The 21,762-nt window shown below is 74.5% G+C and carries 19 protein-coding genes, 5 tRNA genes and 1 riboswitch; of the genes, 17 read left to right on the plus strand and 7 right to left on the minus strand.

Annotation, left to right across the window (positions count from 1 at the left end; genetic code table 11):
• Positions 1-123: 123 nt before the first annotated feature.
• The 3 genes from ACIGW2_RS13630 (at position 124) to ACIGW2_RS13640 (ending at position 2,256) form a co-directional block, all read left to right on the plus strand.
• Entirely contained in the window at positions 124-498 is a 375-nt protein-coding gene (locus ACIGW2_RS13630; RefSeq protein WP_399843459.1) for a hypothetical protein, read from the plus strand.
• A gap of 61 nt (positions 499-559) precedes the next feature.
• Positions 560-1,420 (plus strand): DsbA family protein, encoded by an 861-nt coding sequence (locus tag ACIGW2_RS13635; RefSeq protein ID WP_399843462.1) that lies wholly within the window; start codon positions 560-562, stop codon positions 1,418-1,420.
• Positions 1,417-2,256: a cytochrome c biogenesis CcdA family protein gene (locus ACIGW2_RS13640; protein ID WP_391655793.1), complete on the plus strand. Its 840-nt coding sequence runs from the start codon at positions 1,417-1,419 to the stop codon at positions 2,254-2,256. The genes ACIGW2_RS13635 and ACIGW2_RS13640 overlap by 4 nt, the downstream gene beginning before the upstream one ends.
• Before the next feature lie 90 nt (positions 2,257-2,346).
• On the opposite strand, the gene ACIGW2_RS13645 is transcribed toward ACIGW2_RS13640, so the two are convergent.
• The 3 genes from ACIGW2_RS13645 to ACIGW2_RS13655 form a co-directional block, all read right to left on the minus strand.
• A tRNA-Phe gene (locus tag ACIGW2_RS13645) sits at positions 2,347-2,420 on the minus strand.
• Between the two features lie 22 nt (positions 2,421-2,442).
• Positions 2,443-2,516: transfer RNA gene (locus ACIGW2_RS13650), tRNA-Asp, on the minus strand.
• Positions 2,517-2,555: 39 nt separating this feature from the next.
• Positions 2,556-2,628 (minus strand) — tRNA-Glu (locus ACIGW2_RS13655).
• A gap of 215 nt (positions 2,629-2,843) precedes the next feature.
• Here ACIGW2_RS13655 and ACIGW2_RS13660 point away from each other — a divergent pair.
• The 6 genes from ACIGW2_RS13660 to ACIGW2_RS13685 all read left to right on the plus strand — a co-directional run bounded on the left by ACIGW2_RS13660 (position 2,844) and on the right by ACIGW2_RS13685 (position 8,775).
• On the plus strand, positions 2,844-3,194 hold the full coding sequence (locus tag ACIGW2_RS13660) for a metallopeptidase family protein (protein ID WP_356068393.1): 351 nt from the start codon (positions 2,844-2,846) through the stop codon (positions 3,192-3,194).
• A 277-nt stretch (positions 3,195-3,471) separates the two neighbouring features.
• Positions 3,472-3,999, plus strand: a complete 528-nt coding sequence (locus ACIGW2_RS13665) for a hypothetical protein (protein ID WP_399843465.1) — start codon at positions 3,472-3,474, stop codon at positions 3,997-3,999.
• 200 nt (positions 4,000-4,199) lie between these two features.
• A complete protein-coding gene (locus tag ACIGW2_RS13670; RefSeq protein ID WP_399843468.1) occupies positions 4,200-6,395 on the plus strand; it encodes a DEAD/DEAH box helicase in 2,196 nt (731 codons plus the stop codon).
• Positions 6,396-6,546: 151 nt separating this feature from the next.
• A tRNA-Lys gene (locus ACIGW2_RS13675) sits at positions 6,547-6,619 on the plus strand.
• A 279-nt stretch (positions 6,620-6,898) separates the two neighbouring features.
• Positions 6,899-7,582 carry an ABC transporter ATP-binding protein gene (locus tag ACIGW2_RS13680; RefSeq protein WP_391655790.1) on the plus strand — a complete coding sequence of 228 codons (684 nt, stop codon included), beginning with the start codon at positions 6,899-6,901 and terminating at the stop codon, positions 7,580-7,582.
• Positions 7,579-8,775, plus strand: a complete 1,197-nt coding sequence (locus ACIGW2_RS13685; protein WP_399843469.1) for an FtsX-like permease family protein — start codon at positions 7,579-7,581, stop codon at positions 8,773-8,775. Before ACIGW2_RS13680 ends, ACIGW2_RS13685 begins: the two co-directional genes overlap by 4 nt.
• Positions 8,776-8,810: 35 nt before the next feature.
• Here ACIGW2_RS13685 and sigJ read toward each other — a convergent pair whose 3' ends face one another.
• Complete coding sequence (sigJ, locus tag ACIGW2_RS13690; RefSeq protein ID WP_399843472.1) at positions 8,811-9,740, minus strand: RNA polymerase sigma factor SigJ; 930 nt, start codon at positions 9,738-9,740, stop codon at positions 8,811-8,813.
• A gap of 206 nt (positions 9,741-9,946) precedes the next feature.
• Between sigJ and ACIGW2_RS13695 the strand changes: the two genes are divergently transcribed.
• From ACIGW2_RS13695 to ACIGW2_RS13730, 8 genes are all read left to right on the plus strand, one after another.
• Positions 9,947-10,513, plus strand: a complete 567-nt coding sequence (locus ACIGW2_RS13695; protein WP_399843473.1) for a rhodanese-like domain-containing protein — start codon at positions 9,947-9,949, stop codon at positions 10,511-10,513.
• Positions 10,514-10,564: 51 nt separating this feature from the next.
• Positions 10,565-10,638 (plus strand) — tRNA-Met (locus ACIGW2_RS13700).
• A gap of 222 nt (positions 10,639-10,860) precedes the next feature.
• Entirely contained in the window at positions 10,861-11,256 is a 396-nt protein-coding gene (locus ACIGW2_RS13705; RefSeq protein WP_399843474.1) for a hypothetical protein, read from the plus strand.
• Positions 11,257-11,466: 210 nt separating this feature from the next.
• Entirely contained in the window at positions 11,467-12,492 is a 1,026-nt protein-coding gene (locus ACIGW2_RS13710) for a PLP-dependent cysteine synthase family protein (RefSeq protein WP_361579109.1), read from the plus strand.
• Positions 12,489-13,853 carry an MFS transporter gene (locus ACIGW2_RS13715; protein WP_399843477.1) on the plus strand — a complete coding sequence of 455 codons (1,365 nt, stop codon included), beginning with the start codon at positions 12,489-12,491 and terminating at the stop codon, positions 13,851-13,853. The genes ACIGW2_RS13710 and ACIGW2_RS13715 overlap by 4 nt, the downstream gene beginning before the upstream one ends.
• 59 nt (positions 13,854-13,912) lie before the next feature.
• A complete protein-coding gene (locus ACIGW2_RS13720) occupies positions 13,913-15,181 on the plus strand; it encodes a PP2C family protein-serine/threonine phosphatase (RefSeq protein ID WP_399843480.1) in 1,269 nt (422 codons plus the stop codon).
• Between the two features lie 247 nt (positions 15,182-15,428).
• Positions 15,429-15,575: riboswitch (cyclic di-AMP (ydaO/yuaA leader) on the plus strand.
• Positions 15,576-15,586: 11 nt separating this feature from the next.
• Positions 15,587-16,681, plus strand: a complete 1,095-nt coding sequence (locus tag ACIGW2_RS13725; RefSeq protein ID WP_399843483.1) for a M23 family metallopeptidase — start codon at positions 15,587-15,589, stop codon at positions 16,679-16,681.
• Positions 16,682-16,822: 141 nt separating this feature from the next.
• On the plus strand, positions 16,823-17,788 hold the full coding sequence (locus ACIGW2_RS13730) for an aldo/keto reductase (protein ID WP_399843486.1): 966 nt from the start codon (positions 16,823-16,825) through the stop codon (positions 17,786-17,788).
• A 152-nt stretch (positions 17,789-17,940) separates the two neighbouring features.
• Here ACIGW2_RS13730 and ACIGW2_RS13735 read toward each other — a convergent pair whose 3' ends face one another.
• The 3 genes from ACIGW2_RS13735 to lhgO all read right to left on the minus strand — a co-directional run bounded on the left by ACIGW2_RS13735 (position 17,941) and on the right by lhgO (position 21,645).
• Entirely contained in the window at positions 17,941-19,230 is a 1,290-nt protein-coding gene (locus ACIGW2_RS13735) for a PrsW family intramembrane metalloprotease (RefSeq protein WP_361579163.1), read from the minus strand.
• Positions 19,231-19,496: 266 nt separating this feature from the next.
• Positions 19,497-20,372, minus strand: a complete 876-nt coding sequence (trmB, locus tag ACIGW2_RS13740) for a tRNA (guanosine(46)-N7)-methyltransferase TrmB (protein ID WP_391655781.1) — start codon at positions 20,370-20,372, stop codon at positions 19,497-19,499.
• Between the two features lie 73 nt (positions 20,373-20,445).
• Entirely contained in the window at positions 20,446-21,645 is a 1,200-nt protein-coding gene (gene lhgO, locus ACIGW2_RS13745) for an L-2-hydroxyglutarate oxidase (protein WP_399843487.1), read from the minus strand.
• Between the last annotated feature and the right edge of the window lie 117 nt (positions 21,646-21,762).

Consider the following 21,762-nt stretch of genomic DNA (forward strand, 5'->3'; position numbering starts at 1 on the left):
ATCCAGGATCGCACCTGCCGCCGAGAAGCGGCGAACCGATTTACGAGTGGTTCCGGGGGTGGCGCGGTGGCCCTGCGTAGTATTTCGGGCACACCGGCCAGCATCCCCCCGAAAGGTTTCCGCATGCCCCGCACCGCCGCCCGCGCCGTGGCGGCGTTCGCCGCGCTCGCGGGGCTGGTGCTCGGGCTCGTGGTGTGCGGGCCGGTCTCCGGGAGCGCGACGGCCGCCGAGCACGGGCCGAGGGCGGCCGAGACCGCCGCGACGGGCCCGGCGTCCCCCGGCTGCGGCCGGAGCCACGGTGCCGAGGAAGGCGCCGTCACCCCCGCCGTACCGCCGCGCGCGCACGTCTTCGGCGAGCTGCTGCCCGCCCTCGCGGGGGAGCGCACGCCGTGCGGGGGCTGGGCCGCCGACCAGGACGCGGTGACCGTACGGGCGGGACGGGCGCCGCCCGGTCTCGTACCGCCGTCACCGATGGAGCTGTCGATCCTGCGGGTCTAGACGGGCGTGCACCACCGCCCGCCTTTCCTCCCCTTTTCTCCCGTTTCAGGAGCGCTTCAGCATGCCCAAGAACACGTCCGGCAAGGCCACCAAGCCCGTGGTGATCATGAGTGGTGTGGTGCTGGCCGCCACGCTGCTCGGTCTCGCCTCGTACGCCGCCACCGCGCCGTCCGCGCCCGGCGCCGGCTCCGGGGCGTCCTCCGGGGCCGCCGCCGAGGTGTCCGCCGGCGTCTATCCGGAGCTGGAGGCCTACGCCCGCCGCGACGCCGCCGACAAGCTCGCCCTCGGCCGGGCCGACGCGCCCGTGGTCATGATCGAGTACGCCGACTTCAAGTGCGGCTTCTGCGGGAAGTTCGCCCGCGACACCGAGCCCGCGCTCGTGAAGAAGTACGTGGACGCGGGCACCCTGCGCATCGAGTGGCGCAACTTCCCGATCTTCGGCGAGGAGTCGGAGGCCGCCGCCCGCGCCTCCTGGGCGGCCGGTCAGCAGGGCCGGTTCTGGGAGTTCCACAAGGCGGCCTACGCGCCCGGCGCCAAGGAGAAGGGCTTCGGGAAGGAGCGCCTGACCGCCCTCGCCCGGGAGGCCGGCGTGCCCGACCTCGCGCGCTTCGCGCGGGACGCGGACGGAGCGGCGGCCCGCGAGGCGGTGCGCAAGGACCAGGAGCAGGGCTACGAGCTGGGCGCCAGTTCGACCCCCTCCTTCCTGATCAACGGCCGCCCGATCGCCGGCGCCCAGCCCATGGAGGCCTTCACCCGGGCGATCGACGCGGCGGCGAGGGCGGCGGCCGAGAAGGCGGGTGCGGAGAAGGCGGGGGCGGAAAAGGCGGGGGCGGAGACTCCGGCTTCCCGGACGCCCGCCGGCGAGAAGCCCGCCGCCGGCCCCACCGGCGAGGCGCCGGCGGCCGAGAAGGGCGCGCGGTGACCTCCGGCATCGGCTACTTCGCCGCGTTCCTCGGCGGGCTGCTGGCGCTGCTCAGCCCGTGCAGCGCCCTGCTGCTGCCCGCCTTCTTCGCGTACTCCCTGGACACCCGGGCCAAGCTGGTGGCCCGGACCGGGATCTTCTCCGCGGGCCTGGCCACCACCCTCGTCCCGCTGGGCGCGGCCGGCTCCTTCGCCGGCCGCCTCTTCTACGGCCACCGGGACCTGCTGGTGGCCCTCGGCGGCTGGACGATCGTGGGCCTCGGCGTGCTCCAGATCCTCGGGCTGGGCTTCGCCTCCCGCCGGATGAGCGAGGTCAGCGGCCGGATCCGGCCCACCACCGCGCTCTCCGTCTACGCCCTGGGCCTGGTCTACGGCCTGGCCGGCTTCTGCGCGGGCCCCATCCTCGGCAGCGTCCTGACCGTGGCCGCGCTCGGCGGCAACCCGGTCTACGGCGGGCTGCTGCTGGCCGTGTACGCGCTCGGGATGGCCGTCCCGCTGTTCGTGCTGGCGCTGCTCTGGGAGCGTTACGAGCTGGGCCGGCGGCGCTGGCTGCGCGGCCGCCCGATCCGTGTGGGGCGCTTCGAGGCGCACTCGACCTCGCTGCTCTCGGGCTTCTTCTTCGTCGCCCTCGGCGCCCTCTTCCTCGCCTTCGACGGCACCACGGCCCTGCCCGGGCTGCTGTCGGTCGACGACTCCTTCGCGGTGGAGGAGCGGGTCGGCGCCCTGGGCGGGGCGGTGCCGGACTGGGCGCTGCTGGCGGCGGTCGTGGCCGTGGTCGCGGGGGCGCTCGCGTGGCGGGCCCGGCGGGGGAGACGGGAGGAGGAGCCGGAGGCGTAGGGGGCTCCGCTCCGGGGGCTCGATCCCGGGCCCCCGCCCGTACCGGGGAACGAGGAAGGCCCCGTTCTTTCGAACGGGGCCTTCGGGTTGTGGCTGGGGCCGGGGTCGAACCGGCGACCTATCGCTTTTCAGGCGATCGCTCGTACCAACTGAGCTACCCAGCCACGAGATCGTTTCCGATCTCAGCGATCCTGACGGGACTTGAACCCGCGACCTCCACCTTGACAGGGTGGCGAGCTAACCAACTGCTCCACAGGACCATCTGTTGTGCGAGAACCAGTCTCGCACAGGGTTGTGCGTGCCCCCAACGGGATTCGAACCCGTGCTACCGCCTTGAAAGGGCGGCGTCCTGGGCCACTAGACGATGAGGGCTAACGGCCCCACCTGGGCGCTTCTCAGCGCGTCGGGGACGTGAGAAGCATATGGGATGGCGGGCGGTATCGCCAAAACGGTTTCCCCGAGCCCGTCTCCGGCGGGCCGGGGACGGGCGGGAGACGGGCCGGGGACGGGCGGGAGACGGGCCGGGGACGGGCGGGGGACGGGCGGGGGACGGGTGACGGAGGGCCCGGGGAGGGGAGAATGGGCGCGTGCTGGAGATGACGCGCGAGGAGTTCGAGGAACTCGTCGCCGAAGCCCTGGACCGGATCCCGCCGGAGCTCACCCGGCTGATGGACAACGTCGCCGTGTTCGTCGAGGACGAGCCCTCGCCGGACGACCCCGAGCTGCTCGGGCTCTACGAGGGAACGCCGCTGACCGACCGGGGCGAGTGGTACGCCGGGGTGCTCCCGGACCGGATCACCGTCTACCGGGGTCCCACCCTGCGCATGTGCGAGACGCGCGAGGACGTGGTCGCGGAGACCGAGATCACCGTCGTCCACGAGATCGCGCACCACTTCGGCATCGACGACGAGCGGCTGCACGCGCTCGGGTACGGCTGACCGGGAGGCGGGCGGTCGGGTACGGCTGACCGGGGCGGGCGGTCGGGGGTGGTTCGGTGCCGGGCGTGTCCCGTGCGGGGCCGCGGGCTTCCCGTACGAGGCCGGGCGTGTCCCTTGTGGCGCCGAGGGAGTTGGGCAGGGCAACGCGTTCGATCAGCGTCCCGATCCTGCCTGCCCGTCCTGTCCTGGAGGTGCCTCCGTGCGCCATTTGCCCACCCCCGCGAGATGGGCCGCCACCGCGTTGGCGGTCGCCGCCTGCGCGGGTCTGAGCGGTTGTATGAGTGTGAGCGACGACGGGGCCAAGCCGGCGCCCAGCACGTCCGCGGGGAAGCACGGCACGGCGACCGACACCGCGGCCGACGGCGGACTCTCCGGCGGGCACCAGGGCAACGGCTACGACCGTACGGGCCGCAGCGGCCCCGACCCGGACGGCGAGGGCGAGGAGACGCCGGTGCCCAGCGGCTCGCCGAGCGCCTCGGCCAAGCCGACCGGCGCGCCGGGCAAGGAGGGCCCCGGTGGGGCGCCGAAGCCGCAGCAGCCGCCGGGCGGGGAGCCGGGCGGCCCGGTGACGGGCGGCGGCTCGGGCGAACCGGGCGGGGAGACCCCGCCGCCGGTGGACCCGACGCCCGAGCCGACCCAGGAACCGACCGCGCAGCCGACGCAGGAGCCGACGCCCGAGCCGAGCGTCTCCGAGACGCCGACGACGACGCCCGGCGCGGACACCCATCTGGGTGCGATGCGGGCCGCCGAGCGGCGGGGAGGGGCGGCGGAGCCGGCGGCATCGCCGCAGGCCGGACCGATGTGACGGGGATCGGTTTGCCTTGGGCGGGGGAGAGTGCGTATGGTGGTAGATCGTTTGATCCCATTTGCCCGGCGCCAAGACCGAAGAGCGCCGTGACTGGCGCGTACTCTCCCTTGCCGTGGCTGACCGCATTGAGGCGGTCATTGTGCGAAACACGGAGTTGACGGGCGCGTGCCGAGACTCCGGAAGGTTTCGCATTTCGCATGTCCATTTTTTCTGATCACGCCGTCATGCCCGAGAACGACGAGATCGTCGTCGAGGCCGAAGAGACCGTCGCGGCCGTCGAGGCCGACCTCGACACCGACCTCGACGTCGACGTCGAGGACGTCCTCGAGGCCGACGTGACCGCCGACGACGAGACCCCCGAGGTCCCGGAGATCACCTTCGGTGACCTGGGCCTGCCCGAGGGCGTCGTGCGCAAGCTCGCCCAGAACGGCGTGACCACCCCCTTCCCGATCCAGGCCGCGACCATCCCGGACGCCCTGGCCGGCAAGGACATCCTCGGCCGCGGCCGCACCGGCTCCGGCAAGACCCTCTCCTTCGGCCTCCCGCTGCTCGCCACCCTGGCCGGCGGCCAGACCGAGAAGAAGAAGCCCCGCGGCGTCATCCTCACCCCGACCCGCGAGCTCGCGATGCAGGTCGCGGACGCCCTCCAGCCGTACGGCGACGTGCTCGGCCTGCGCATGAAGGTCGTCTGCGGCGGTACGTCGATGGGCAACCAGATCTACGCCCTGGAGCGCGGCGTCGACATCCTCGTCGCCACCCCCGGCCGTCTGCGCGACATCATCAACCGCGGCGCCTGCTCCCTGGAGCAGGTCCAGGTCGCCGTCCTCGACGAGGCCGACCAGATGGCCGACCTGGGCTTCCTGCCCGAGGTCACCGAGCTGCTCGACCAGGTCCCGGTCGGCGGCCAGCGCCTCCTCTTCTCCGCCACGCTGGAGAACGAGATCGACAGCCTGGTGAAGCGCTACCTGGTGAACCCGGTCACCCACGAGGTCGACCCGTCCGCCGGTGCCGTCACCACGATGACCCACCACGTCCTGGTCGTGAAGCCGAAGGACAAGGCCCCGGTCACCGCCGCCATCGCCGCCCGCAAGGGCCGCACCATCATCTTCGTCCGCACCCAGCTGGGCGCCGACCGCGTCGCCGAGCAGCTGCGCGACTCGGGCGTGAAGGCCGACGCGCTGCACGGCGGCATGACCCAGGGCGCGCGCACCCGCACCCTGGCCGACTTCAAGGACGGTTACGTCAACGTCCTCGTCGCCACCGACGTCGCCGCCCGCGGCATCCACGTCGACGGCATCGACCTGGTCCTCAACGTGGACCCGGCCGGCGACCACAAGGACTACCTGCACCGCTCGGGCCGTACCGCCCGCGCCGGCCAGTCCGGCACGGTCGTCTCCCTGGCCCTGCCGCACCAGCGCCGCCAGATCTTCCGCCTGATGGAGGACGCGGGCGTGGACGCCTCGCGCCACATCGTCGGCGGTGCCGGCGCGTTCGACCCCGAGGTCGCCGAGATCACCGGCGCCCGGTCCCTGACCGAGGTCCAGGCCGACTCCGCGAACAACGCCGCCAAGCAGGCCGAGCGCGAGGTCGCCGACCTGACGAAGCAGCTGGAGCGCCTGCAGCGCCGTGCCGTCGAGCTCCGCGAGGAGGCCGACCGCCTGGTCGCCCGCGCCGCCCGTGAGCGCGGCGAGGACCCGGAGGCCGCCGTCGCCGAGGTGACCGAGGCCGCCGAGGCCGAGCTCGCCGCGGCCGCTGCCGCCGCCGAGGCGGAGCGCGCCCGCCAGGAGCGCCGCGACGCGGAGCGCCGCGAGGAGCGCCCGTCGTTCAACCGCGACCGCCGTGACGACCGTCGCGACGACCGTCGTGACGACCGCGGTGGCTTCCGCCGGGACAACGACCGTCCGTCGTTCAACCGCGACCGTCGTGACGAGCGCCGTGACGAGCGTCCCGCGTTCCGTCGCGAGGAGCGTCGTGACGACCGTGGCGGCTTCCGCCAGGACAACGACCGTCCGTCGTTCAACCGCGACCGTCGTGACGAGCGCCGTGACGAGCGTCCGTCCTTCAACCGTGACCGCCGTGACGACCGTCGCGACGACCGTCGTGACGACCGCGGTGGCTTCCGCCGGGACAACGACCGTCCGTCGTTCAACCGCGACCGTCGCGACGAGCGCCGTGACTTCGACCGCCGTGACGACCGTGGCGGCTTCCGCCGCGACGACCGCCCCTCCGGCGGCCACCGCGGCAGCGACCGCCCCTTCAACCGGGACCGCCGCGACGACCGCCCGTTCAACCGCGACCGCCGCGACGACCGTCCGTCCTTCAACCGCGACCGTCGTGACGACCGCGGCGGCTTCCGCCGCGACGACAAGCCGCGCTGGAAGCGCAACGGCTGACGCCTCGTAGCCCTCACGCGAACGCCCGTGTCCCCCACGCAGGGGGGCGCGGGCGTTCCGCCGTCCGGCCCACCCGCGCCGCGCCCCGCGGCCGATACCCGATCGGTTTCGGGTGGCGCTCCGGCTATGCTGCACGGGTGTGCCCGTGCACGGGCCGTTAGCTCAATTGGCAGAGCAGTGGACTTTTAATCCATTGGTTGTGGGTTCGAGTCCCACACGGCCTACTCACGAAAGCCCCCGGGTGTCGATCCGTCAGACCGACCCCGGGGGCTCCGTCGTCCCACCCCCGGGTGAACCCCCCTCGCCCCTCCCTGTCCGGATCGCCCTGCCCGCCACCCCGGCCGCATCCTTTCGCCTGCCCCGGCCGGCCGCCTCCGGGGGCGTCCGCCCTGGTCGCCGAGGCAGCGGACCGGCGATTCCCGGACAGCCACGCGGGGTGCGGAGAGAAGCGCGGTCGGTGATGCTGCGGACCCTGCCCCTGACGCACCAGAAGGGTCCCCCCCATGAGCAGCGCACCCCCTCCCGCCGTCGAGGCAGAGGGCCTCGCCTTCGGATACGCGTCCGGAGGTGGGCTCGTACGGGCCGATCTGCGGTTGGGGGCGGGGGAGGTGGTCGGGGTCGAGGGGCCGTCGGGGGCGGGGAAGAGCACCTTGCTCGCCGTGCTCGGGCTGATTCTGGCGCCGGGGGCCGGGGTGCTGCGGATCGGGGGCGTGGACGTCGGGGGGCTGGGGGCGGGGGAGCGGGATCGGTTGCGGGGGCGGGCGGTGGGGATCGTGCTGCAGGACTTGGGGTTGTTGCCGTTCCTGAACGCCTGGGAGAACGTCGCCGCCGCCTTCGGGCCGCGGCTCGCCCGGCACGAGGCCGAGGCGCGGGGGCTGCTCGGGGAGCTCGGGATGGGGGAGGCGGCGGAGGCGCGGGTGGCCGAGCTGTCCGGCGGGCAGCGGCAGCGGGTCGCGGTCGCGCGGGCGGCCGTGAAGCGGCCGGCGCTGGTGCTGGCCGACGAGCCGACCTCCGGGTTGGACCCGGACAACGCCGACTCCGTGCTGGCGGCGCTGCGTTCGTGCGCCGCGCGCGGCGCGGCCGTGCTGCTCGTGACGCACGACCGGGCGGTCGCGGCGGCCTGCGACCGGCGGTACGTCCTGCGGGCGGGCGTGCTGTCCGAGCTCGTCGAGGAGGGCCGGGCATGAGCCGCTGGGCGCGCTACACCTGGGCCCGGGACGGGCGTTCGCTGCGCCGGGCGCTGCCGACGCTGACCGTGCTGTCCGCGCTGCTGACCGCCGCCGCCGGAGTCGCGGCCGGGGCGACCGGGGCCGTCGAGCGCGACGTACTGCGCTCCGGCGGGCTCACCCGGATCGAGCTCTCCTCCTTCGAGGGGCGGGAGTCGGTCCGGCCGCTCACCACCTCCGGGCTGCGCGAGGCGGCTGCCCTGCCCGGGGTCCGCCGGGTCGTCGCCGACTATCCGGCGGCGCTGTACGCGGCGGACGAGGGCACGTACGACCTCACCAGCCACACCCTCACCCGCGGCGAGGACCTGCCGGTCACCCGGGGCCGCCTCCCCGCCCGGCTCGGCCCGCACGAGGTCGTCCTGCCGGCCGCCGCGCAGGGCACCGACTTCACCGGCTCGGTCGGCCGGACCCTCACCTTCGGCCACACCCGCGCGACCGGCACCGCGTCCGGCACCACCGCCCTGATCGGCCTGCGGGTCGTCGCCGTGTACGACCCGGGCTGGCAGGTCGACGGCCCCGACGCCGCGTACGTCTCCGAGGACACCGCCGCCCTGCTCGCCGCGGCCCGCGCCGGGCAGGAACCCGCGGCCTTCCGTGACCGGGAGGGCGCCGCGTCGGCCGTCGTCGTGGTCGGGCACCAGCGGCAGGTGGCCGGCGTCGCCGCCGCGCTGCGCGCCGCCGGGTTCGCCGCCTCCCCGGTGTCCGACCGGGTGCGCGAGCTGCCCGGCCTGTTCGGCGCCGCCGATCTCGCCGTACGCGCCGGGGTGCTGCTCCTCGCGGTCGGCGCCGCCGCCCTCGGAGCCGTACGGGCCGCGGACAGCGCACGGGCGCGGCTCGGGCAGTTCGCGGTGCTGCGGATCCTCGGCACCGGGCGTCCCGAGCTGCGCCGGATCCTGCTCACCGAGGCCCTGCTGACCGGCGCCGTCGCCGGCGTCGCCGGGGTCGCCCTCGGCACCCTCCTCCCGGTGCTGCTCACCGGCCCGATCGGTGCCGCGCTCGGGCTGCCGGTCGCCCGCGCCGACGCCCTGCCGGGGGTGCCGTGGGCGCTGGCCGCGCTCCTGCTGCCCGCCGCCGGGCTCGCGGCGGGGACGCTGCTCGGCAGCCGCGAGGCGCTGCGGCGGGACCCGTACCTCACGGCACGGGCCCACGCCTGAGCGCCTGAGCGCCCGAGCGCCCGAGTGCCCGAGCGTCAGTGCACGCCCAGCGCCGCCAGACGCTCCGGATCGGCCACGATGTCGATGCGGACGATGCGGGACTCGACGATCGTGAAGGCCATGAGGCCGACCGGGGCGCCGTCCACCAGGGAGACCAGGCCGGCTGCGCCGTTGACGGTGACCGGGCGGCTGGAGTGGCGGAACTTCGCGAAGGTGAGGGCCTGCGCGGTGACCGCCTCGGCGCCGCGGACCAGCTTGGAGGCGGCCGCGGAGAGGACGCCGCCGTCGACGCGCAGCACCACGTCCGGGTCGAGGACCGCGAGCAGGCCCTCGAAGTCGCCGCCCTGGGAGGCGGCGAGGAAGGCGTTCACGACCTCGCGCTGGCGGGTGGCGTCGGGGGCCGGGGCAGGGGTCGCGCCCTGCACGCGGCGGCGGGCGCGGCTGGCGAGCTGACGGGTGGCGGCGGGCGTGCGGTCGACGATGGGCGCGATCTCGTCGAAGGAGACCGCGAACATGTCGTGCAGCACGAAGGCCAGGCGCTCGGCCGGGCTCAGCGTCTCCAGGACGACCAGCAGCGCGAGCCCGACGGAGTCCGCGAGCAGCGCCTCCTGCTCGGGGTCGCCGGCGCCCTCCTCCCGTACGACCGGGTCGGGGATGTAGTACTCCAGCGGGTCCTCGCGCCGGGAGGCGCGCGAGCGCAGCAGGTCCAGGCAGACCCGGCCGACGACGGTGGTCAGCCAGCCGCTGAGGTTGTGCACCTCGCTCACGTCGGAGCGGTTGAGCCGGATCCAGGCCTCCTGGACGGCGTCCTCCGCCTCGCTGAGCGAGCCGAGCATCCGGTACGCGACGGCCCGCAGATGCCCGCGGTCCGCCTCGAAACGCCGGGCCAGCAGCTCCCGGTCCCGGTCCAGCTCCTGATCCTGGTCCCGGTCCAGCTCCCGGTTCTGGCCCTGGTCCTTCTCCATCAGCCGACTTCCCCTCCGTGGTCGTCTCAGGGTCCCACCGTGATGACGGACCGGCGTCCGGGAATGTGACGGGGCTCGGCCGACGGATTCCGGTACGTGAGATCCGCGCCGCACCCCGCCGAACACCCGGGAATCCCCGGCCGAGGCCCCCGACCGCCGTGGATGATCCCTTCAGGACGAAGATCATCGTCCTTAGATTGATGACCATGACGACGACAACGCCCCAGGTCAACCCCACCGGCTCCACTGGCTCCACCGGCTCCACTGGCCCCACGGGCCCCCTCGGCGCCGCCCGTCCCCTGAACGCCGTGCTCCGGACGCCGCCGGCCTCCCCGGACGCCGCCGCTGCCTACTTCTCGGCCAGCCTCGCCTTCCACGCCGACGTCTCCGACGTGGCCGCCGCCCTCGCCGACGCCCGCGCCACCGGCGTCGACCCCGGCTTCGTCGTGATCGACTCCCGCTCCACCGCCTCCTGGGACCAGGGCCACGTGCCCGGCGCCGTCCACCTGCCGACCGCGCTCATCGCCGAGCAGGCCGAGCAGCTCCTCGACAAGGACGTCCCGGTCGTCACGTACTGCTGGGGCCCCGGCTGCAACGGCGCCACGCGCGCCGCGCTCGCCCTCGCCGAGCTCGGCTTCCAGGTGAAGGAGATGCTCGGCGGCTTCGAGTACTGGGTGCGCGAGGGCTTCGCGTACGAGACCTGGGAGGGCCCCGCCCAGCAGGCCGCCGACCCGCTGACGGCGCCCGTGGACGCGGAGGACTGCGGCTGCTGAGGAAACGGATTTCGGTTTCCGCCGTCCATGGCGTAAGGTCGTATTCACCGACGCGGGGTGGAGCAGCTCGGTAGCTCGCTGGGCTCATAACCCAGAGGTCGCAGGTTCAAATCCTGTCCCCGCTACTCAGTAGCCCGAAGGCCCGGATCTGGATGACGGATCCGGGCCTTCGGCGTTCTCGGTCATTCTCCGAGCCATTCTCCAGGCCATGCGTCCCCGCCCCCGCGCCTTCGTCCCCGCCTCCGTGCCCCCCCGTGCGGTGCGGGCGAGTCCGAAGTAAACGGTGGCCAAAACCGCGCCTGTCCCTTTGCGGGTCCGCGAGCGCTCCGCGTAACGTCGCGAGCACCATGAGTGACGGACGAGTGACAGTGCGCGAGGAGGCAGGACGGCGGGCCCCCGCCGTCCTCCTGCTGTTCGCGCTCTTCGCCCTCGTCGCCGGCGTCTGCCACGGCGCGCACGGGCACTCGCTGCCGCTCGCCGGCGGCCCCTCCGCCACCAGCGTCTCCGCGCCCGCCCTGCCGCACGGCTGCGAGCGGCCCGGCGAGGGCTGGTCCTTCGACGCCCATCTGCCCGCGCAGTCCGGCGGGACCCAGCTGTCGGCGCCGGACGCCTCGGGTGCCGTGCTCCTCGCGTACGACGAGGTGTTCCCCGAGCCGCCGCACACGCGCTGCGTCCACGGGCGCGCCGGGCCCGGCCCCGAGCCGGGCAGTCTGCTCGTCGCCCTCGGAGTGAACCGGAACTGAGGCCGGCCGCGCCCCCACGCGACACCGGCCTCTTCCGCCTGCCCGCGCGCCGCCGCCACCACCCGTCACAGGCCCATGCCCCTCCGGGCTCCCTTACGGACTCCCTTACGGACTCCCTTACGGGCCAAGCCCCCCCCGGGGCCCCTCATGGGCCTCGGCCACGGCCACGGCGCTCCCGCGCGGGACCTCACCCCTAGGGACGCAACCCCCATGACGCACCCCGCCAACCTCCTCTCGGTCGCCGAGCAGACCGTCGGCAACACCCCCGTGCTGTGGATGGACGACGGCTACTGGGCCAAGCTCGAAGGCTTCAACTTCGGTGGCATCAAGGACCGCGCCGCGCTCCACATGGTCGAGGCGGCCCGCCGCCGCGGCGAGCTGCGGCCCGGCGCGCCGATCGTCGAGTCCACCTCCGGGACCCTCGGCCTCGGCCTCGCGCTCGCCGGGATCCTGCACGGACACCCCGTGCACGTCGTCACCGACCCCGGGCTCGAACCGATCGTCGAGCGGATGCTGACCGCCCACGGCGCCCACGTCCACGTCGTGCCCGAGCCCTCCCCGACCGGCGGCTGGCAGCAGGCCCGGATGGACCGGGTCGCCGAGCTGCTGCTCGCCCTCCCCGGGGCCTGGTGGCCCAACCAGTACGGGAACCCCGACAACCCCGAGGCGTACGCCGGACTCGCCGCCGAGCTCTCCGACCAGCTCGACCGGATCGACGTGCTGGTCTGCGCCGTCGGCACCGGCGGGCACTCGGCCGGCATCTCGCGCGCCCTGCGGGCCGGCGCCAGCCCGGCCCTGGAGCTGGTCGGGGTCGACTCGGTCAACTCCACCGTCTTCGGCCTGCCCGCCGGCCCGCGCCTGATGCGCGGCCTCGGCTCGTCCATCCACCCCGCGAACGTGGACCACGGCGCCTTCGACGAGGTGCACTGGGTGGGTCCGGCCGAGGCGGTACGGGCGGCCCGCCGGCTGGCCGCCCGGCAGTTCGCCACCGGCGGCTGGAGCGTGGGCGCGGTCGCGCTGGTGGCGGGCTGGCTGGCCCGCACCCGGCCGCGCGGCACCCGGATCGCCGCCGTCTTCCCCGACGGGCCGCAGCGCTACTTCGACACCGTCTTCAACGACGAGTACTGCGCGGCCCACGGTCTCCTGGACGGTCCCGTACGGGACGAGCCGGCCGCCTTCGCCGAGGGCGAGCCGGTCAGCGGCTGGACGCGCCGGGTCCTGGAGCGGGTCCGATGAGCGCGGGCGACACCGCGGGCGACACCGCGGGCGGGAGCGCGGGCCGGCCCCAGGCCAGGACCACGGGACGGATCAGGGCCGGGACCGCGGCCAGGACCACGGGCCGGATCAGGGCCCGGGCCGCTGGCGGGATCTGGAAGCAGTCGCGCAGCTTCGAACCGGCCGTCCGGCTGCTCTTCCTCAACCAACTGACCATCAACCTCGGCTTCTACATGCTGATGCCGTACCTGGCCGCGCACCTCGCCGACGGCCTCGGCATGGCGGCCTGGGCGGTCGGGCTCGTGCTCGGCGCGCGGAACCTGTCGCAGCAGGGCATGTTCCTGGTCGGCGGCGCCCTCGCCGACCGGCTCGGCTTCAAGCCGCTGATCGTGGCCGGCTGCGCGCTGCGGACGCTCGGCTTCGGCGCGCTCGCCTTCGCGCAGTCGCTGCCGATGCTGATCGCCGCCTCGCTGGCCACCGGGCTGGCCGGGGCGCTGTTCAACCCGGCGGTGCGGGCGTACCTGGCGGCGGAGGCGGGGGAGGAGCGGCGGGTCCAGGCCTTCGCCCTGTTCAACACGTACTACCAGGCGGGCATCCTGCTCGGGCCGCTCGTCGGGGTCGCCCTGACAGGGGTGTCGTTCCGGCTGACGTGCGTGGTGGCGGCGCTGCTGTTCGCCGCGCTGACCCTCGTACAGCTGCGGCACCTGCCCGTACGGCACAAGACGGCCGCGCCTGCTGCTCGGGGAGAGGAGCGCGGGCAGTTCCGCACGGTGCTGTCGAACCGCACCTTCTGGCTGTTCTCGCTCGCCATGACCGGCTCGTACGTGCTGTCCTTCCAGGTCTATCTGGCGCTGCCGCTGGCCGCGGACGGCACGGCGGCGACCACGGCGCTGTTCGTGGTCTCGGCCCTGGTGGCGCTCGCCGGGCAGCTGCGGATCACCGCCTGGTGCCGGGCGCGGCTCTCGCGCGAGCGCTGTCTGGTGCTGGGCCTCGGGCTGATGGGGGCGGCGTTCCTGGTGCCGGCCGCGCTCGGGCGCCCCCTCGCGGCGCTGCTGCTGTGCGCGGCGGTGCTCGCCGTGGCGAACGCCGTGCTCTACCCGTACGAGATGGACACCGTGGTGGCGCTGTCCCGGGGGCGCTGGGTGGCCACCCACTACGGGCTCTACAACACCGTCTGCGGGATCGGCATCACGCTCGGGAATCTCGGAACGGGCGTGCTGCTGGACGCGACCGGCTGGTCGGCGGTGCCGTGGCTGGTGCTGTGCGCGGTCGGGCTCGGCTGCGCGGCGGCGATGGCGGCCCTGGCGCGCGGCGGGCGGCTCGCGGAGCGCCCCGCCGTACGCCAGTCGGCCGAGGAGGAGTCGCCGACCCGCACGGGCTGACGGCACCCTGGGGTGGTCGCGGTGGTGTCCGCGGCCGGGCGCATCCAGGGAGAGCACAGGTGGCGCGAGCAGCGGGAGCGCCGGGTGGGGCGCGGGGCGGGCCTGCGGGCGCCGACCCCGGGCCGTACCGCGGTGCCCGGCGCTTCCTGCGGGCGCTGCCGCCGCTGGTGATCGTCGGCGGGGTGGTCTACGACCTGATGACCCCGCCCGCGTTCACCGCCGCCCCCATGTACGCGGCGGCGCCGCTGATCGCCGCTCCCTTCTTCTCGACCCTGACGACGCTGCTGACCGGGATCGCGGCGGTCCTGGCGTGCGTCGGGCTGCACAACTACAACGCGACGGCCGACACGATCCCGGCCCTCACGGAGTCCCTGACGGTCGCCACGGTCTCGGCGCTGGCGGTGCTGGTCAGCCGGGTGGTGCGGCGCAGCGGGGAGCGGCTGGCCTCGGCCCGGGTGATCGCCGAGACGGCGCAGCGGGCGGTGCTGCCGGCGCCGGCCGAGCGGATCGGCGGGCTGCAGATCGCGGCGCGGTACGAGGCGGCGCAGGCCGACGCGTTCATCGGCGGCGACCTGTTCGCGGTCCAGGACACGCCCTTCGGGGTACGGCTGGTGGTCGGCGACGTGCGGGGCAAGGGGCTCGACGCGGTCGAGGCGGTGGCGGTGGTCATCGGCGCCTTCCGGGAGGCGGCCGAACAGGAGGCCACCCTGGAGGAGGTGGCCGAGCGGCTGGAGCGGGCGCTGGCCCGGGAAGGCACGCGGCGGACCGGGCTGGACGCCTTCGAGGGGTTCACGACGGCGGTGCTGGCCGAGATCCCGGGCGGTGACCGGGTGGTCCGGGTGGTCAACCGCGGGCATCCGGAGCCGCTGCTGCTGCACGCGGACGGCGGCGTCGAGCCCCTGCTGCCGAGCGAGGCGGCACTGCCGCTGGGCATGGGGGAGTTGGCGGTCTGGCCGGACCGGGTGGACGTGTCGCCGTATCCGCCGGGGGCGACGCTGCTCTTCTACACGGACGGGCTGTCGGAGGCGCGGGACGCGGCGGGCGAGTTCTACGACCCGAAGGGGCGGCTCGCGGGGCGCCTCTTCCCGGGGCCGGAGGAGTTGCTCGACGCGCTGGTGGCCGATGTGCGGCGGCACACGGGCGGGGCGACGACGGACGACATGGCGCTGCTCGCGGTGGCCCGCCCGGCGGCGGGGCAGCCGGAGCGGCGACGCACCATGCCGGTGGTGCCGGGGGACAGTGGCGCCCGGGGCGGGACAGGGACCGGGACCCGGGGCGGGACCGGGAGTGGGAGCGGGGACGGGAGTGGGAGCGGTGCGCGGCGGTGACAGTGGTGCCGGGCAGGACGCTCGTGGCACCGATGACAGGCCGTAGTCGAAGGGTCTCCCTCCGATAACAATTGACTCAACGTCAGATTCCTTCTGTGAACGCCTGTGTTTCTGAAGGGCGTTCAACTCGGGCGATTCCCTCCCAATTCAGCTAATGATCAAGGGGAACGGCTTGGAATCGGAGGGCCGTGTCTATTAACGTTCGATAACGCAGCGCGGTCGTCACAGCCGTCGCAAGAGACGGCACCGTGCGCGTGCGCCGAATCCCGCAAGGGAACCGGGGAACCACCACTTGGGGTGAATCGGGCCCCACCGCACCCGTGCGGCACGCCCGTAGGAGACCTTCCTGCTCCGAACCCGTCAGCTAACCCGGTAGGCGAGAAGGAAGGAAAGGAGAGCGCCTCCGTGGCGTCCAACACCCCTGCTCCGCAAACCCCCTTCGCCTCCTACGACGCCGCCGCTGCGCCGGGCGCCCTGGACGGGGGCACGGAGGAGTGGAACCCCACCGAGGACTCCCTGCGCGCGCAGAACCGCTCCGGCGGACGCCACCGTGTCGTCAAGCAGCGCTCCAACTTCGCGCGTTCCTCCACCGTCCTCGGCGTCGGCGTCATCGCCGCCGTCGGCGCCGGCGGTCTGGCCACCGCGCAGCAGAAGCCCCCGGTCTCGATAGCCCTGCCGGACGTCGACCTGCCCGACGCCGCGGACCTGCCCGGCGTCGGCGAGCTCATCGGCGCCTCCGACGACCACGAGGACTCCGGCTCCGAGGCCGCGGGCAACGCCGCCCAGCCGCTCACCGCGCTGACCTACACCACCCCCGACGCCGCCCCGCAGAGCGCCGGCAACGCGGCGACCGGGACGCGGACGACCGCCGACGCGGGCGAGGCGCTGCGCGCCCGGATCCTCCAGCAGGCCGAGCAGCAGCAGGCCGTCGCCGACGCCGCCGAGAAGGAGGCCGCGGAGAAGCTCGCGGCCGAGAAGGCGGCGGCCGAGGCCCAGGCCAAGGCGGACGCGGCGGAGAAGGCGGCCGCCGAGGCGAAGCGCAAGGCCGAGGAGGAGGCCGCGGCGAAGGCCGAGGCCGAGCGCCTGGCCCAGCTCGCCGCCAGCTACGCGCTGCCGACCACCTCGTACACGATCACCTCCACCTACGGCGAGGCCGGCTCCATGTGGTCCTCCGGCTACCACACCGGACTGGACTTCGCCGCCCCCACCGGCACCCCGGTCAAGGCCGTCCACGGCGCCACCGTGAAGTCGGCCGGCTGGTCCGGCGCCTACGGCTACCGGATCGTCCTGGAGATGGCGGACGGCACCGAGGTCTGGTACTGCCACCTCTCCTCCATGACCGTCGGCGTCGGCCAGTCCGTCGGCACCGGCGAGACCATCGGCCGCGTCGGCGCCACCGGCAACGTCACCGGCCCCCACCTCCACCTCGAGGTGCACACCCCGTCCGGCGACGGCATCGACCCGGCCGCCTGGCTGCGCTCCAAGGGCCTGTCCGTCTAGGGCGCGGGTCCGGGGCGCCGGTGCTGAGTGGGTGGCGCCGCCGCTGAGTGGGTGGCGCGCGGTGCGCTGGGCGCGCGGTGCGTGGTGCCTGTGCGGGGTCGGTCCGGAATAGCGTGACCGGCGGGCGGAGTTGATCTCTTCATGACTTCACTCCGCCGTCTCGGCACCTCCGACCTGCATGTCTTCCCGCTCGCCCTCGGTGGCAACGTCTTCGGCTGGAGCGCCGACGAAGCGCAGTCCTTCGCCGTGCTCGACGCCTACGTCGCCGCCGGCGGCAACTTCGTCGACACCGCCGACGTCTACTCGGCCTGGGCCGAGGGCAACCGGGGCGGCGAGTCCGAGACGGTGATCGGCCGCTGGCTGGCCTCCCGGGGCAACCGCTCGGACATCCTCGTCGCCACCAAGGTCGGCGCCCACCCGGACTTCAAGGGCCTGAGCGCCGCGACCATCAAGGCCGCCGCCGAGGAGTCGCTGCGCCGGCTCGGCACCGACCACATCGACCTCTACTACACGCACTTCGACGACGAGTCGGTGCCGGTGGAGGAGATCGTCACCGCCCTGGACCAGCTGGTGAAGGACGGCAAGGTGCGTGCCGTCGCCGCCTCCAACATCTCCCCCGAGCGGCTGCGGGCCTCGCTCGACTTCGCCGAGGCCGAGGGCCTCGCCCGCTACGTCGCCCTCCAGCCGCACTACAACCTGGTCTCCCGCGAGACCTACGAGGGCCCGCTGCTCGACGTCGCCCGGCAGGGCGGCCTCGCGGCCGTGCCGTACTACGGCCTGGCGTCCGGCTTCCTCACCGGCAAGTACCGCCCCGGCAAGGTCGTCGACAGCGTCCGCGCCCCGCGGGCCGCCGCGCTCGCCGAGACCGAGCGCGGGCAGCGGGTGCTCGCCGCCCTGGACGCGGTCGCCGAGGCGCGCGGCGCCGAGCCCGCCACCGTCGCCCTCGCCTGGCTCGCCTCCCGCCCCACCGTCGCCGCGCCGATCGCCTCGGCCCGTACGGTCGAGCAGCTCCCGGCCCTCGTCGCGGTCGCCGACCTGGAGCTCACCGAGGCCGAGCTGGCCACCCTGACCGAGGCCTCCGAGGCATCTGAGGCCTCCGAGGCCTGAGCGGGGCCGGAGCCGGGGGCGGGGGTCCCGGGGCCGCGCGGCTCGCGCGGCCGGTGCGGCCGGTGCGGTGGGCGGTCCGCCGTCTGCCCGTCTGCCCGTCAGCCGTATGCGGTCTGCCCGCCTGCGGTCCGTCGGCCGCGGCTGCGGTCCGGCTAGCTCCGGTACGGGTTGTAGCCGCCGTAGTCCAGGTACTGCGGCGGCGCCCAGACCCGGCCGGTCGCCCGGGCCGCGTAGGTCAGGGCCGGGGAGGCCACCTGGCGGCGCTGCCACAGGTGGTGCAGCAGCTCCTGCTCGCGGGCGGTGAAGTCCTGCGGGGCCAGTCCGCGGCGGGCCCGGTGCCGCAGGAAGGCCAGGGTGGTGGCGAAGGCCTCGTACTCGCCGACGGCCCGTGCGCCCGGCTTGCCGAAGGTGCGGGCCGCGTAGCCGCGGGCCATCGAGCGGGCCCGCATCGAGGAGAGCGCGAGCGGTTCGTCGAGGGCGAGCCAGCCGGCCGTCGCGTAGGCCGGGAGCTCGCCGGATATCGTCCGCAGCTCCTTCTGCCGGCTCCATATCGCGAGCCAGGTGAGCAGGGCGAAGACCGGCACCATGAACATGCCGTAGACCAGGACGAAGGCCAGCGGGTGGAAGGTCGCCGAGCCGTTCCACAGGGCGTGCAGGCCCATCGCGAGGAGCAGGCCGGCCAGTGGCAGCAGCCACAGCCGGGTGCGGCGGAAGCGGGCGCCCGCCGGCAGCAGCGCGGCGAAGCCGAGGCCGAGTCCGGTGAGCGAGGTGAAGAGCGGGTGCGCGAACGGGGACATGATGACCCGCGCGAAGAACGTGGCCACCGTGGTGCCGAGGCCGCCGGAGCCGAGGGTCTGGTCCTCGCCGAAGGCGTTGCCCAGGTAGAGGATGTTCTCCGTGAAGGCGAAGCCGGTCGCGGTGAAGCCCGCGTAGACCAGCCCGTCGACCGGGCCGGTGAAGTCCCGGCGGCGGAAGAGGAAGAGCAGCAGCACCGCCGCGCCCTTGGCGGTCTCCTCCACGACCGGGGCGACGGCGGTCGCGCCCAGCGACTCCGCGGAGCCGGGGTCGGCGGTGGCGCTGCTGATCCACTCCACGGCGAAGGAGTTCGCGAAGATCGCCACCAGCGTGGAGGCGAAGGCGCCCCAGGCGAGCGCGAACAGCAGGTTCTTCCACGGGGCCGGCTCGACGCGGTCGAGCCAGCGGAAGGCGAAGACGAGCAGCGGCACCGGCAGCACGGCGAGGCCGAGGCCCACGAGGAAGCCCTCGGTGCCGGTCTCCCGGCGCACGATCGCCAGGATCACCAGCGCGCACAGCGCGAGCACGGTGATCAGGGCGATCGCCCGGACCAGCCGGCTGCGCCAGACCCTGCGGGGCTTGTAGCGCCACTTGGACCGCTCCGGCACGGCGGCGAAGTCCGGCTGCTCGCTCTCGAGTTCGGGCACGGGAGCGGGCGCCGGGACGAACGCCCGGCCGGGGGCGCCCGCCTGCGCGGGGACGGTGCCGGGTGCGGCGACCGGGCCCGAGGCGGGTCCGGTGGCAGGTCCGGCGATGCGATTCGAGGACACGCAACGACCCTAACCAGCGGCACCGACAGCGGCGAGGGGGTTCTTCCAGCCTGTGGAAAACTCGCCGCTCGGCCCTCCCCGGCCCGGACCCGGCCCCGGTCAGGCCCGGGCCAGGTCCGGAACGCGGACCGCTCGCGCCGCGGCTAGCGGCGGTGGAACAGCAGGTCGTGGACCACGTGTCCCTTGTCCAGGCCCTGGCCCTCGAAGCGGGTCAGCGGCCGGAAACCGGGCCGGGGCGCGTAGCCGCCGTCGGCCTGGCTGTTCTCGAAGTCGGGGTGCGCGTTCAGCACCTCCAGCATCTGCTCCGCGTACGGCTCCCAGTCCGTGGCGCAGTGCAGCAGCGCGCCCTTCGCCATCCGGGGCGCGAGCAGCGTGAGGAACTCCGGCTGGATCAGGCGCCGCTTGTGGTGGCGCTTCTTCGGCCACGGGTCCGGGAAGTAGACCCGGCAGCCGGCGAGGGACTCCGGCGGCAGCATCTCGCGCAGCAGGATGATCGCGTCGCCGTTGGCGACCCGGACGTTGGTGAGGCCGTTGCGGTCGGCGAGGCCGAGCAGATTGCCCTGGCCGGGGGTGTGGACGTCCACGGCGAGGATGCCGGTGCCGGGGTCGGCGGCGGCCATCTGCGCGGTGGCCTCGCCCATGCCGAAGCCGATCTCCAGGACGACCGGCAGCCCGCCGAACATCTCGTCCAGGTCGAGCACCCGCTTGCCGTCGATGTCGAGGCCCCAGTCGGGCCAGCGCTTCAGCATGGCCTCGGCCTGGCCGGTGGTGACGCGGCTGCGGCGCGGCTGGAAGCTGCGGATCCGCCGCTCGTAGTGCGAGCCCGCCGGGTCCGGCAGGGGGCCCTCGCCGGGCGCGAACCTCTGGCTGCCGCGCAGCGCGACGCGCTGCCCGGCGCGCTCCTCGTCGGAGACGCGCGCTTCGTCGGAGGCGCGCTCCGCCGCGGGAGCGGGCTCCTCGGCAGGAGCGGGCTCTTCGGCGGGGGCGGTGTGCGGGATGTTCTCAGGCTGCTCAGACACAATGCCCCGATTCTACGGGGCGGGGCGGGCCTCCGGCGGGGGGCACGGGCCCGGCGGGCGGGGGCGGCCGCCCCTACAGCAGGGCCAGGGCGCGGCCCGCGACCTCGCGGCCGATCGGCAGCGAGGCGGTCGCGGCCGGGGAGGGCGCGTTGAGCACGTGCACGGTGCGGGTGGACTCGCGGATCAGGAAGTCGTCGACCAGGGTGCCGTCCTTCAGGACGGCCTGGGCCCGGACGCCCGGGGCGGTGCGGCGCAGGTCGCGCTCCTCGACGAGCGGCAGCATCCGCCGTACCGCCTCGGTGAAGGCGCGCTTGGACAGGGAGCGGTGCAGCTCGCCGGCTCCGTAGCGCCAGTGGGCGCGGGCGATGGCCCAGCTGCCGGGCCAGGCCAGGGTCTCGGCCAGCTCGCCGGGGCGGATCACGGACCAGCCGTAGCCCTCGCGGGCGAGCGCCGGGACCGCGTTCGGCCCGACGTGCACGCCGCCGTCGATGCCGCGGGTGAGGTGGACGCCGAGGAAGGGGAAGGCGGGGTCGGGCACCGGATAGACCAGGCCGCGGACGAGCGAGGGGTCGGCCAGCTCGTAGTACTCCCCGCGGAAGGGGACGATCCGCATCTCCGGGTCGTCGCCCGCGAGCCGGGCCACCCGGTCGCAGTGCAGGCCCGCGCAGTTGACCAGGACCCGGCCGCGCACCACGCGTCCGGCGGCCGTGCGCACGGCCACGCCCCAGGGCCTGCGGTCGATCCGGGTGACCGGGGAGCCGTAGAGGATGCGGGCGCCGGAGGCCTCGGCGAGCTTGGACGCCACCTGCCCGTAGTCGACGATGCCGGTGGTGCCGACGTGGATCGCGGCCAGTCCGCGCACCCGCGGCTCGTACTCGGTGATCTGGGCGGGGCCGAGCTCGCGGACCGGGATCCCGTTCTCCCTGCCGCGCTGCACGAGGGCGTGCAGGCGGGGCAGCTCCTCGCGGTCGGTGGCGACGATCAGCTTGCCGGTGACCTCGTGGGGGATGCCGTACTCGGCGCAGAACTTCACCATCTCGGCGGCGCCGGTGACGGCGAAGCGGGCCTTGAGCGAGCCGGGGCGGTAGTAGATCCCGCTGTGGATCACGCCGCTGTTGCGCCCGGTCTGGTGGCGGGCCGGGGCGTGCTCCTTCTCCAGGACGGTGACCCGGGTGCCGGGCGCGGCGCGCGTGATCGCGTACGCGGTCGACAGACCGACGATCCCGCCGCCGATCACGAGCACGTCACAGTCGTAGCGGTCCGACCTGGACACCAGCGCCACCTCCCACCCCTGATAGTGCACTGGCCCACTGACATCCCGGCTAAACCGACCGCACCGTGGGACGAGTGTCACGCGGTGCGGTCCGGTCCTGGCCCCGTGCGCGCGGGG

The organism is Streptomyces sp. NPDC053541 (assembly GCF_044544705.1).
In the GTDB taxonomy this organism is placed as follows: domain Bacteria; phylum Actinomycetota; class Actinomycetes; order Streptomycetales; family Streptomycetaceae; genus Streptomyces.